This is a genomic window from Paenibacillus sp. GCM10012306 (genome assembly GCF_042649265.1).
Taxonomy (GTDB): Bacteria; Bacillota; Bacilli; order Paenibacillales; family Paenibacillaceae; genus Paenibacillus_AQ.
In genome coordinates, this window is sequence record NZ_JBHRYW010000001.1 from 677,032 (window position 1) to 690,382 (window position 13,351).

A 13,351-nucleotide genomic window follows, 5' to 3' on the forward strand; every position below is an offset into this window, starting at 1 on the left:
ATCAAGGAAGATTGAGGGATGAGAAATGGAGACCATTCTTTTATGGCCTGAGGGTGCTCCCGGAGCTGCGGGTACAAGTGACGAAGACTGTCCAGCAATTACACCTTATCTTGTTGAAGGGGACGACAATGCCGCGATTGTGATCTGCCCCGGTGGTGCTTACGGAATGCGTGCAGATCATGAAGGAGAACCGATTGCCATCTGGCTCAACAGCCTGGGCATTTCAGCCTTTGTGCTGCGCTACCGCGTAGCGCCCTACCAATATCCCAGCGCACATCTGGATGCCAAGCGGGCTATGCGTACAGTGCGCATGAATGCTGAGAAATTCAGGATTGATCCCGCCCGAATCGGGATGCTTGGATTCTCCGCAGGTGGTCATCTGGCCTCCACGGCTGGGGTGTTGTTTGACAAGGGCAATGCGGCGGACAGTGACCCGGTGGAACGGGTGTCCAGCCGTCCGGATCTCATGGTTCTGTGCTATCCGGTAATTTCTATGGATGACCAGGTGGTGCATAAGGGGTCCAAGGAAAATTTGCTGGGTTCTTCTCCGCAAAGTGAACTGGTGAATCTATTAAGCAGCGAGCTGCAAGTGGGAGCGGACACACCGCCGACCTTTCTGTGGCACACATCAGATGACGAAGGAGTATCGGTTGAGAACAGCCTGCTTTTCGCCACAGCTCTGAGGCGTCATCATATTCCGTTTGATCTGCATGTCTATGCACACGGAAGACACGGCCTAGGCCTGGCTACGGAGGAGCACCACACGAGTGGCTGGACGGAGACTTGCGCTTCATGGCTTCATTTAAACGGATATACCAGATTATAGAGCACTAATAATAAGTATCAAAGAAGACTGGGACCGTTCTAACGAGCTGTTCCAGTCTTCTTTGTGTTGCCTGTTAAGGTATAATTGTAAATTTAGCATTTTACTTCCTTTGACTCGGGCATAACATAACATTTATTTAGCTTACAGCAGAAAAATAGATACAAATACCCATAAAAGACTTTAGAATAGACATATATGACGCACATAGCGTTTGTTATAGTATTGAAGCTGGAGGTGTGCCTTATGTGGAGAAAGCTTGTTAAGCCACTTGTGAAACTGAACGTTAAGCAGCAGTTGATCCTGCTATTCCTGATTATGATCTCTCCCATTCTGATTCTGAACAGTTACGGCAATTTGAAGGCCGAGGGCATTCTCAAGCGGCATGTTACGAATGCATATGTGGAGCTGAACAAACAGAACTTTACCATTATTAACCGAGATATTGAGACCGTTAACAAAATCACCACCACCATCATTCAGAACCCGCTGATCCAACAGCTGAGTACAAAAACTAATGAAATTGTGATGGATTCGTTCAAGCGTTATGAGGCAATAGAAAAGCTGTTGCTCAGCTACTCCCAGGGTACCAGCAAGGATGATGTAGTTTATTACTCACTCTATGTATACGACCCAGAGGATAAATATTTCTTTGCCCCGAACTTTCCGCAAGTCAAGAAGGCGGGAGTTTATTTTTTCTCCAAGGATGAGGAGCCTAGTTGGTTCCAATCGACAGTGCAGCAAAAAGGCCGTGGCTATCTACAGTTTATGGACAGGCTCAGTGTCCAAGCCGAGAATAACAAGACACTAACCTACGTCAGAGCAGTCAACAACATTTATCGAGGAGAAGGAACAATCGGGGTATTGGTTGTTACCAAGATGGAGTCCAAGATCACTGAATCACTCAAATCGATATCCCTGCCTGACGGTGAGATATATCTCACAGATATGAATAACCTTGTGCTTGCTTCTACGATTAACAATTTAGGGGACCACATTGAGCTGCCTGAAGGGGCAGAGGCAGGAGATCCGGAAGGCATCGTGGATGTGATTACGAGTGATTTTATTTATGTGGTCAATAATAACCATGCTTTGGGTCAGAAGCTTATCTACAAGGTTCCTGTAAAGGCTCTGTTGCAGCAGCAAAATGAAATGAAGCGGGTCATACAATATATCACTATCGCCTATGCGGTATTCGGATTGATCATAATTACATATTTCTGGCGTTCTCTGATGACGCCTTTGCAAAAGCTAGCCTTTTTCGTGCGTAAATACGAGCCTGGCAACCGTGTTCCAGAGACGCCGAGATGGGGCAGCAATGACGAGGTCAGTGTGCTGATCACTTCCACCTATGACATGGCCCGTAGGCTTAATGGCCTGATTACTTACAAGTACAAGATGGAACTGAAGCAGAAAGAATCGCAACTGCAATTGCTTTACCAACAAATCAATCCCCATCTGCTATATAATACACTTGAGAGCATATATTGGAAAATATCTCTAGAGGGCAATGCGGAGTCTGCCGAGATGATCAAGCAGCTGTCCAAACTGATGAAGATCAGCCTCAGTCGCGGCAGAGAACTGATCACACTGGAGGAAGAATTGGAACACGCTTCTGCTTATATCAAGCTCCAGCAGCACCGGCATGATTATGTTTTTCGGATTGAGATGAATATTGAGCCGGATATCAAGAGCAACTTGATTCCCAAGATCACTTTGCAGCCGCTGATCGAGAACGCAATCATTCATGGCGTCAAGAACATGGGGGAAGACGGCGAGATTATTATTTCAGCCTGGATGGAGGAGGATTACATACTAATCTCCATTGAAGATAACGGTTACAAAGAGGTTGATTTTGAGGCAATTATGTGGATTCTCGATGAAGAAAATCCAAATCCTACGAGCGGATACGGCATCCGCAATGTCAACCAGCGTATACATCTGCATTTTGGCCCTGAATATGGCATTAGCTATGCGGCCCGTGCAGGTGGCGGAACCAAGGTAATAGTCAAGCTGCCGAAATCAGAAAATCACGAATAAAAGGAGATTATGGATATGTTTAATATATTGGTAGTGGATGATGAGCCGTTGATTGTTAAAGGACTGAGCAACCTGCTGTCTTCCTCCGGTCTGGAGATCGATCATATTTATACGGCAAATAGCGGTTTTGAGGCGCTGGATTGCATTCGCATGGAAGATATTGACCTGCTGGTCACGGATATCCAGATGGGTGCCATGAGCGGTATTGAGCTGATGCAGCATGCGAAGCTGGCCAAACCTTGGGTACAGACCATTGTCATCTCAGCTCATGAGACCTTTCAGTATGCACAAATGGCTGTGCGGTTAGGGGCCAAGGATTATTTGATCAAGCCGTTGAACAGCGAGCAGTTTCTGGATTCTGTACGCAATGTGCTGCTGAAGCTGGATAAACCTTCACCGGAGCTGGATACGTTCATGTCCGGTATAAGCGAGAGCTTTCGCTTGGAAGAGACGCAACCGGAGTACAGTCAACTGCTGACTGAATTGCTGGCGAACCCGGATTCGGTGCTGGCTGACCCGCGTGGTCTGCAAAAAATAGATGCCCTTAACCTTCAGGGACCTTTCTTCTCGGTTATCAAGATCAAGCTTCCGTTGTCTGATCCGGGGTCAGAGAAGAAATATTGCGCCAATGATAAGCGCCTCTTAAGTTATGCTGCCCTGAATATTGCTAAGGAATTGATGGACCAGGAGTGGAACTCGATTGCTTTTTACTCTCCAGACGGAGAAATAACGATCATTATCCAGTGGGATGAGAAAAGCTATGAAGAATCTTCATCCGGCCAGATTAATCGACTGGATGTTCTGGGGCGCAGCTTGCATTTTAATATTCATAAATATCTGCACCTGCACGCTGTTATCGGGATCAGCCAGATTTTGAAGGGACTGCCTTTTATGAACGTGTTGAACCGCCAGGCTTCAAAGGCCATTCTCTGGAACAAGGAACATAGCGATCACTATGTGTTCTACTATGGTGATTTTAACTGGAATAATTATGCGGTAGACCCTTCTGCTGAAGAGTTACATACACGAAGCAACCTTATTGTCCAGAAAGCGAAGGAATATATCGACGAGAACTATGCGCTAAAAGGTCTGACTATTCACGAGGTGGCGAAGAAAAATCATGTGAGTCCCAACTATTTGAGCTACCTGTTCAAGAAGAATACGGGCTTCAATCTGTGGGAATATGTAATCAAGCTGCGGATGGAGGAGAGCCGGGAGATGATTCTGAACACGGATCTGCGAAGATATGAAATTGCAGAGCGAGTGGGCTATGAATCACCGGAACATTTTAGCAAAATATTTAAAAAATACTATGGAATTAGCCCCAGTGAATTGAAGAAGTAAGAACACTCATGACTTCGATAGATATACACATGTTCAGTACAAGCCTGATTTTCTACAATTTAAGGTAGGAAGCATTTTGCGAAAAATGCCGAACGAACCAAAGGAATGAGGGAGCTTGATGAACCAAACTGCAGTAGTAAACGAAAACCCGGGGGCACAGATGGAGCGTAAATCATCGACGCCACAACGGAATGGCCGCTGGAAGAAAAACTTCTGGGGCTACATGTTCCTATTACCCGCATTTGTAATTTTCATTCTATTCATGTGGGTTCCTATCTTGAAGGGCTTAGTGTACAGCTTTTATCATGTCGATTTCGTCGCAGGCAATACGTTTGTTGGCTTTGACAACTATGCAAGAGCGCTCACTGATCCCGACGTATTAACGGCTGTAAAGAACACTCTCTATTATATGGCATTATGTTTTGTTCTCGGATTCTGGGTTCCAATTGCCTTCGCGATCGCGATCTCGGAGCTCCGCAGATTTGGCGGCTTTGTGCGGGTAGCAGCTTACTTGCCTTTCGTTGTACCGGGTGTTGTATTGTACGGACTATGGAGATGGCTATATGATCCGGTGGGACCAATCAATGCGTTACTGGGTAGTTTGGGGGTTGACTCGATTTCGTTTTTAACAGACACGAAGTGGTCTATGATTTCACTCGTCTTTATGGAGACCTGGCAGCAATTCGGTTCAGGGATGCTAATCTATCTGGCAGCGGTGCTCAGTATTCCGCGTGACTGGTATGAAGCGGCAGAAATCGACGGTGCCGGTGTATGGGCACGTATCCGCCACATCACACTGCCTTCAATACGTAATCTGATCATCCTGATGCTTATTTTGCAGGTTATCGGCACTTCGCAAGGGTACCAATCACAGATGGCATTGCTTGATGGTGGACCTAACAACGCTACGTTGACCTATGCGCTGCTGATGGTGAAATATGCATTTACAAGACTTGATTATGGAACGGCTACTGCACTAGGCATGCTTATGTTCATTGTCCTGGGCGGTTTGGGCGTCTTACAGTTCAAGCTCAACAAGGAGGACAACTAAGATGAAAAGTGGAGACAGAGGGATATTATCGGAACACGATCTTAAGCAGACCAGTAATAAAATCGGATATGGAATAATGGTCTTGGTTATATGTGCCATGGTGTTCAGTATGCTGTATCCTATACTCATGATGATGTTCAACGGACTCAAGTCCAATACGGAAGTGAATACGTTCCCGCCGCACTTTTTCCCGCAGGAATGGCATTTTGAAAACTTGAAGCAAGCTTTCAAATATATTGATCTGTTTTCTTACCTGAGAAACACGATCTATATCTTTGTAGGTAATATGATAATGACTCTGGTAGTATTGGGAATGGCATCGTTCAGTATCTCCCGGATGAATGTCCCTTATAAGAAAGCGATCTATTTCTTCTTCCTGATGACCCTGTTCATTCCGGCGAGCAGCTACATGGTTCCAAACTTTGTCAACCTGAAGGAATTTGGCTTGCTGAACCAATACGCAGCGTTCTGGCTGCCAGCAGGTGCGAATACATTTTATTTCCTGTTGCTTAAGAACTTCTTTGACGGAATTCACCCAGAAATTTTCGAAGCCGCCCGGATCGACGGTGCTTCGGAGCCAAGAAGTTTCTTCTCCATCGCAGTTCCGCTGTCGGTTCCGATTTTTGCAACACTGGCTATCTTTATCTTCTCCACGGCGTGGAATGACTGGTACTGGCCGTCACTCGTTATGCATAGTGATGACAAGTACACCTTGGCAACGGCGATGTATAAGTATGTTATTAACGTTAAGGCACTCAATACCAATATCAAGTTTGCGATTCTCTTCCTGGTCAGCTTGCCGCCAATTGTCGTATTCTTGATCTTCCAGAAGTTCATTATGCGCGGTGTGGCGTTATCCGCTGTCAAAGGCTGATTTAAATGTCTGATTTAATGTCTGATTTTACTATCGATCGTAAACTTGCACATAAAAGGAATATAAATGCACCTCGTTTGTAAACGATTTCTCTTTTATGATCAATGTGTAAGATAATTATGAAATTGAAAAGGGGAGTTTCAATGCGCAAGTATTCCGCTATGCTACTAAGCCTCCTGATGGCCGGTTCGTTGCTTTCCGCTTGTGGCGGCAACAACAACGGAAATTCAGCCAGCGACAAGGGCGGGGATCCAACCACAGCCCCAACGAATGCCGCAAAAGAGAATTCGAGCGGTACCGATGCAGCTGCTAAGGATGACATTACCCAAAGAAAAATTACAATCAAGATTCACTATCCGACACCTGACCTTACCGAGATCAGAGCTCAGGAAGATGACAAAATCAAGCGTTTCCAAGCTGAATATCCAAACGTTGAAATTCTTAAGGATGACTGGCAGTACAACGTAAATGAAATCGGCATCAAGATGGCTGCCAACGAGGCACCAACGTTCTTCAATACCTTCGCTACAGAAGCCAAGTTCCTGGTTGAAAAGGGCTGGGTAGCCGATATCTCAGATCTTTGGAACAAATATGAACACAAAGATGAAATTAACCCTGTCCTGCAGAATCAGTTCATCATTGATGGCAAAGTGTATGGCGTAACACAAAAAGGTTATGTTACCACTACAATGATCAACAGAAAGCTGCTTGATGACAAAGGCGTGGCTGTTCCTCCACTTGACTGGACTTGGGACGATATGCTGAACACTGCCAAGGGCGTAGCGGATACTAAAAAAGGTATCTCCGGTATTGCTCCAATGGGTAAAGGTAATGAAGCAGGCTGGAACTGGACCAACTTCCTGTTCGAAGCAGGTGGAGAAATCCAAAATATTGACGGCGGCAAGGTTGTGGCTACATTCAACTCCGACGCTGGTGTGAAAGCACTGGACTTCTATAAGAAGCTTAGATGGGAAGCTAATGCTATTCCTCAAGACTGGGCACTTGGCTGGGGCGATGCTGTAGGCGCATTCCAACAAAGCCGTACTGCAATGGTTATGGCTGGTTCTGACGGCGTTATCGAGCAAGCTCTGAACCAAGGTGGTCTGAAACCTGAAGAAGTATTGACGTACCCAATGCCTGCTGCTGAAAAAGGCGGCAAGCACACAGGCGTACTGGGTGGCGATTATCTTGTAATCAACCCGAATGCAACGAAAGACGAGCAAGAAATGGCGTTCCGTTACATCACATTCGATTACTTCTCTGACAAGGGTCTGGATGCACTTGATGCGGTAATCAAGCAACGTCAGGCTGACGGTAAATTCTTCATTCCGCCGCTCCTTGACTACTTCTCCGCTGATTCCGAATTCGGTAAGAAGACTAAAGCTGTCTATGACAAGTACACTAACGTTTATCAATACAATCCAGAAATCATGAACCTGCTGGATGGTAAGCCAGAAGCTCAGTACAATACTCAGGACTACTATGCAACTATGTCCAATGTCATTCAAGAGCTGTTCTCCAAAAAAGGAACAGATTCCAAAGCTCAGCTTGATGCTGCTGCTAAAACAGTCCAAGAGAAATTCTTCGATGGAATCAAAGTACAATAATCAGATGTCAGTGTAATCACTGTAACTGAATAGCACGAACAAAGGGATGTTCCAAAAGCCATGTAGATGGTGAGGAACATCCCTTTTTTGCTGGCAATGAATGAATTTGAAAAGAGTGGTTCCGGAGGAGATAGAGAGGAAAGTGAGTTGTGAACCTTTTGTGATTCGTAGAGTGTTGAATGGAGAGCAGGATGTCTTTTTAGTTCCACATAAATAAGGGGGAAGTTGGATGGAAAGGGTGAAATCAGGTGAATTAAACCATTTTTTAAATAAAATATGGTTATAAATCCTAAATATGATTGAATGAAAGCGCTTTGAAACACGTCAAAAAAACTTTATACTTTGTGAAAGATTTCACTATACAAGACGAAAAGTATGTGATAATATGAACATGTAGAGAAAAACAACTCAAAAATTGACAGGAGGACGAGGGACATGGCAGTTAAAAATGAAGTGCCCGCCCAAGTGAAGCAACCAACAGCTGAGGAATATATTCAGACTCTGGTAGATAAAGCCAAGAAGGCTCAAGAAGCGTACATGAAGCTGGATCAAGAGCAGGTCAACACAATCGTTCATGCAATGGCGTTGGCAGGACTCGACAAGCACATGTATCTGGCGAAACTGGCCGTTGAAGAAACAGGTCGAGGCGTCTACGAAGACAAAATCACGAAGAACATTTTCGCAACAGAATATATCTGGCACGGAATTAAATATGATAAGACCGTAGGGGTCATCGAAGACAACTCCTACGAAAGTTTCCAAAAGATCGCCGAACCGGTCGGGATCGTTATGGGTATCACACCGGTAACCAATCCAACATCCACCACGATGTTTAAAGCTCTGATCGCCGCTAAGACACGTAACCCTATTATATTTGGTTTTCATCCATCTGCGCAAGAGTGTAGTGCAGCATCCGCCAAAATTCTACATGACGCAGCAGTAAAAGCTGGCGCACCTGAGAACTGTATCCAATGGATCGAAATGCCAACGATGGACAAAACAAACGCATTGATGAATAACCCTGACGTTGCACTGATTCTGGCAACAGGCGGATCGGCCATGGTTAAAGCGGCTTATAGCTGTGGTAAACCGGCTCTGGGCGTAGGTCCTGGTAACGTACCTGCCTTTATCGAGAAGAGTGCTAACATCGACCAAGCGGTAACTGACATAATCCTTTCGAAAACATTCGATAACGGTATGATCTGTGCATCCGAACAAGCGGTTATTATTGAAGAAGCTATTTTTGACCAAGTGAAGAAGAAAATGATTGCGAACGGATGTTACTTCGTTAACAAAGAAGAAGCTGCTAAGCTGACTTCCGGTGCAATGAACGTTGAAAAATGTGCAGTGAACCCGGCAATTGTTGGTCAATCTGCAACGAAGATCGCGGAAATGTGCGGTATTCAAGTGCCAGCAGGCACCAAAATCCTGGTAGCTGAACTTGAAGGCGTAGGAACAAAATTCCCATTGTCTGCAGAGAAGCTGAGTCCGGTACTGGCTTGCTATAAAGTTAAGAATGCTGATCAAGGTATCGAACGTGCTGCCGAGATCGTTGAGTTCGGAGGCATGGGCCACAGCTCGGCTATCCACTCGAACAATGAAGAAGTGATCATGAAGTTCTCGAACCGTCTGCAAACCGGACGTATTCTGGTGAACTCGCCATCGACACACGGTGCCATCGGCGATATTTACAACACTAATATCCCTTCGCTGACACTGGGCTGTGGATCTTACGGACGCAACTCGGTATCGCAAAACGTGACTGCCATCAATCTGATCAACGTGAAAAGGGTGAATCGTCGTACCGTGAATATGCAATGGTTTAAAGTACCCGACAAGATCTATTTCGAAAAAGGTGCAACACAATACCTTGCCAAAATGCCTGATATTACACGCGTTGCGATTATCACAGACCCTATGATGGTGAAACTGGGTTACGTGGAAAGAGTTGAGCACTATCTGCGTCAACGTCAAACACCAGTAGCTATCGAAGTGTTCTCGGAAGTAGAACCAGATCCTTCGACCACTACAGTGGAAAAAGGTACGGCTATGATGAACAGATTCCAACCGGACTGCATCATTGCTCTCGGCGGCGGTTCCCCTATGGACGCAGCTAAAGGTATGTGGTTGTTCTACGAACACCCAGACGCTGACTTTAACGGTCTGAAACAAAAATTCATGGATATCCGCAAACGGGTCTACAAGTTCCCTAAACTGGGTAACAAAGCTAAATTCGTTGCCATCCCAACGACTTCGGGTACTGGTTCGGAAGTTACTTCTTTCGCGGTTATCACTGACAAAACAACTGAAAAACACACCAAATATCCTTTGGCTGACTATGAACTCACACCTGATGTAGCTATCATTGATCCAGAGTTCGTATATAGCTTGCCAAAAACTGCTGTTGCTGACACAGGTATGGACGTGTTGACACATGCGATTGAAGCCTATGTATCGGTTATGGCTAGTGATTACTCCGATGGTCTTGCCATCAAAGCGATCCAGCTCGTATTCCAATACCTGGAGAAATCGGCACTGGAAGCTGATCCGCTGGCTCGTGAGAAAATGCATAATGCTTCCACGCTTGCTGGTATGGCTTTCGCCAACGCATTCCTGGGCATCAACCACAGTTTGGCGCACAAATGGGGCGGTCAATATCACACGGCTCATGGTCGCACTAATGCGATTCTTATGCCACACGTTATCCGCTACAATGCCAAGAAACCAACGAAGTTTGCTTCGTTCCCTAAATATTCGCACTTCGTTGCTGACGAGCGTTATGCCGAGATCGCCCGTATTCTGGGACTGCCAGCTCGTACCACCGAAGAAGGGGTTACCAGCTTGATCAATGCGATCCGCGACATGAACAAGAAGCTGGGTATTGAGGAGTCGTTCCAACAGCTGGGCTTTGATCCTAAGGATTTCGAATCGCGTGTAGATTATCTGGCTGACCGTGCATTTGAAGACCAATGTACAACTGCTAATCCGAAAATGCCACTTGTCAGCGAGCTTGCAGACGTATACCGCAATGCTTTCTACGGCAAATTTGATAACTAATACCACGGTTTTGAGCTAAGGATTTCGTTCTTTGAGAAACTGGATGCTAGTGACAAATATCACCGAAAAGGTGATATTTGTCACAGTCCTTTTTCAGAAAATAAACTAAAATATTCATATAAACAAACAACGATCCCGGTTATAAAATCACTATTGTGAATTTTATAACAACCATATTAAGGGGTCGCGAGACACGGGATTAACCTTCAAGCCCGCGATCTCTACAATACTATAAATATAGATGGAGGGATTTAGCATGTCGGTGATTGAAAAAGATGTACAAGAAGTGAAGTCGGGTTGGCACGGTTTTACAAAAGGTAAATGGTCCAGAAAAGTTAACGTGAATGACTTTATTGAGAAGAACATTACCCCTTACCTGGGCAAGGAAGATTTCCTCGCCGGAGCTACTGAGAATACCAAGGAACTGTGGAAAATTGTCTCTGAAATGACCAAACGGGAAATTGCCAATGGCGGTGTGCTTGATGTAGATGTGAACACTGTATCTACAATCGTTTCGCACAATCCTGGTTACATTGACAAAGACAAGGAGCAAATTGTCGGCGTTCAGACTGACGCGCCTTTCAAACGTTCCATTCAACCGTTCGGCGGTATTAAAATGATGATCGATGCCTGTAACGCATACGGATTTGAACTTCCGCAAGGCATTGTCGACATGTTCACGAACATTCGCAAAACGCATAACCAAGGCGTATTTGATGCATATACAGATGATATGAGAGCAGCGCGTAGAGCGGGTATCATTACCGGTCTTCCTGATGCTTACGGCCGTGGCCGGATCATTGGTGACTACCGCCGCGTAGCGCTTTACGGAATTGATTTCCTTGTCAATGAAAAGAAACAAGACCTCAAAAATCTTGAAGTAGATGCCATGAGCGAATCCGTAATTCGTCTTCGTGAAGAAATTTCCGAACAGATCCGCGCACTGGGCGAACTGAAGAAAATGGCGGCTATGCACGGCTTTGATATCTCCAAGCCAGCTAACACTGCCAAAGAAGCCTTCCAATGGGTATACTTCGGTTACCTGGCAGCAATCAAAGAACAGAACGGTGCGGCAATGTCCCTTGGACGCGTATCCTCATTCCTTGATATCTATGTTGAGCGTGATATCGCAGAAGGCATTTTGACCGAAGAACAAGCACAAGAGTTAACAGACCATTTCGTAATGAAATTGCGTATTGTTAAATTCCTGCGCACACCTGATTATAATGAACTGTTCAGTGGTGACCCAACTTGGGTTACAGAATCCATTGGTGGTATGTCCGTAGACGGCACAACTCGTGTTACCAAGAACAGCTTCCGTTTCTTGCACACCCTGTACAACTTGGGACCTGCACCGGAACCAAACTTGACTGTACTGTGGTCCGAGCAATTGCCTGAAGGCTTCAAAAAGTATTGTGCCAAGGTATCCATCGAGACCAGCTCCATTCAATATGAGAATGACGATTTGATGCGTCCAATCTATGGCGATGACTACGGTATCGCATGTTGCGTATCTGCAATGCGTATCGGTAAACAAATGCAATTCTTTGGCGCACGTGCCAACTTAGCAAAAGCATTGTTGTATGCTATCAATGGTGGTGTGGACGAAAAATCCGGCGTGCAAGTTGGACCTGAGCTTCCGCGCATCACTTCCGAAGTTCTCGATTATGAAGAAGTAATGAAACGTTTCAAACCAATGATGGAGTGGTTGGCTAAGCTGTATATGAACACGCTGAATGTCATTCACTACATGCACGATAAATATTCCTACGAACGTATTGAAATGGCTTTGCATGACCGCGATATTCTGCGGACTATGGCTTGTGGTATCGCCGGTTTGTCTGTTGCAGCTGACTCCCTGAGCGCTATCAAACATGCGAAGGTTAGACCAGTACGTAACGAACAAGGCATTGCCGTTGATTTTGAAATCGAAGGTGAATTCCCTTGCTACGGTAACAATGATGATTCCGTAGACAGCATTGCTGTAGAACTGGTTGAATCCTTCATGACTATGATTCGCAAACACAATGCTTACCGTGATGCTCTGCCAACACAATCCGTACTGACCATCACTTCCAACGTGGTGTATGGTAAGAAGACAGGTACTACACCTGACGGACGTAAAAAAGGCGAGCCATTCGCACCAGGTGCTAACCCAATGCACGGCCGTGATAAGAAGGGCGCCCTGGCATCCCTGAGCTCTGTTGCCAAACTGCCTTACGAAGATAGCCTTGACGGAATCTCCAACACCTTCTCCATCGTGCCTAAGGCATTGGGTAAGGAAGAAGAAGGCCGTAAATCTAACCTGGTATCCATGCTGGATGGATACTTCGGCAGCAAGGGTCACCACTTGAACGTCAACGTGTTCGCCCGCGAGCAGTTGATGGATGCTATGGAACATCCAGAGAACTACCCACAATTGACCATTCGCGTATCCGGCTATGCCGTTAACTTCATCAAGCTGACTCGCGAACAACAATTGGATGTAATCAACCGTACGTTCCATGGTTCGATGTAAGTCGTTCGATAACTGAAATGCTTTGGCTATATCATTA

The 13,351-nt window shown here is 45.5% G+C and carries 8 protein-coding genes; all 8 read left to right on the plus strand.

Going from position 1 to position 13,351, the window contains the following annotated elements; translation table 11 throughout:
• Positions 1-25: 25 nt before the first annotated feature.
• Complete coding sequence (locus ACFORK_RS02990; protein WP_379195443.1) at positions 26-826, plus strand: alpha/beta hydrolase; 801 nt, start codon at positions 26-28, stop codon at positions 824-826.
• A 243-nt stretch (positions 827-1,069) separates the two neighbouring features.
• Positions 1,070-2,863 (plus strand): cache domain-containing sensor histidine kinase, encoded by a 1,794-nt coding sequence (locus ACFORK_RS02995; protein ID WP_379195445.1) that lies wholly within the window; start codon positions 1,070-1,072, stop codon positions 2,861-2,863.
• Between the two features lie 15 nt (positions 2,864-2,878).
• The gene (locus tag ACFORK_RS03000) at positions 2,879-4,207 is read left to right on the plus strand and encodes a response regulator transcription factor (RefSeq protein ID WP_379195447.1); all 1,329 of its coding nucleotides are present in this window, start codon (positions 2,879-2,881) and stop codon (positions 4,205-4,207) included.
• A gap of 160 nt (positions 4,208-4,367) precedes the next feature.
• Positions 4,368-5,258, plus strand: a complete 891-nt coding sequence (locus tag ACFORK_RS03005) for a carbohydrate ABC transporter permease (protein ID WP_379195764.1) — start codon at positions 4,368-4,370, stop codon at positions 5,256-5,258.
• Position 5,259: 1 nt separating this feature from the next.
• Positions 5,260-6,132: a carbohydrate ABC transporter permease gene (locus tag ACFORK_RS03010; protein ID WP_379195449.1), complete on the plus strand. Its 873-nt coding sequence runs from the start codon at positions 5,260-5,262 to the stop codon at positions 6,130-6,132.
• 143 nt (positions 6,133-6,275) lie between these two features.
• Positions 6,276-7,739 carry an ABC transporter substrate-binding protein gene (locus ACFORK_RS03015; RefSeq protein WP_379195451.1) on the plus strand — a complete coding sequence of 488 codons (1,464 nt, stop codon included), beginning with the start codon at positions 6,276-6,278 and terminating at the stop codon, positions 7,737-7,739.
• Between the two features lie 435 nt (positions 7,740-8,174).
• On the plus strand, positions 8,175-10,796 hold the full coding sequence (gene adhE, locus ACFORK_RS03020) for a bifunctional acetaldehyde-CoA/alcohol dehydrogenase (RefSeq protein ID WP_379195453.1): 2,622 nt from the start codon (positions 8,175-8,177) through the stop codon (positions 10,794-10,796).
• A gap of 256 nt (positions 10,797-11,052) precedes the next feature.
• Entirely contained in the window at positions 11,053-13,314 is a 2,262-nt protein-coding gene (pflB, locus tag ACFORK_RS03025) for a formate C-acetyltransferase (RefSeq protein ID WP_379195455.1), read from the plus strand.
• Positions 13,315-13,351: the final 37 nt, after the last annotated feature.

Excerpts from the sequence above, each read along its gene's own strand:
- ACFORK_RS02990 (WP_379195443.1), top strand. The coding sequence starts at position 26 with ATGGAGACCATTCTTTTATGGCCTGAGGGTGCTCCCGGAGCTGCGGGT.
- ACFORK_RS02995 (WP_379195445.1), top strand. The coding sequence starts at position 1,070 with ATGTGGAGAAAGCTTGTTAAGCCACTTGTGAAACTGAACGTTAAGCAG.
- ACFORK_RS03000 (WP_379195447.1), top strand. The coding sequence starts at position 2,879 with ATGTTTAATATATTGGTAGTGGATGATGAGCCGTTGATTGTTAAAGGA.
- ACFORK_RS03005 (WP_379195764.1), top strand. The coding sequence starts at position 4,368 with ATGGAGCGTAAATCATCGACGCCACAACGGAATGGCCGCTGGAAGAAA.
- ACFORK_RS03010 (WP_379195449.1), top strand. The coding sequence starts at position 5,260 with ATGAAAAGTGGAGACAGAGGGATATTATCGGAACACGATCTTAAGCAG.
- ACFORK_RS03015 (WP_379195451.1), top strand. The coding sequence starts at position 6,276 with ATGCGCAAGTATTCCGCTATGCTACTAAGCCTCCTGATGGCCGGTTCG.
- adhE (WP_379195453.1), top strand. The coding sequence starts at position 8,175 with ATGGCAGTTAAAAATGAAGTGCCCGCCCAAGTGAAGCAACCAACAGCT.
- pflB (WP_379195455.1), top strand. The coding sequence starts at position 11,053 with ATGTCGGTGATTGAAAAAGATGTACAAGAAGTGAAGTCGGGTTGGCAC.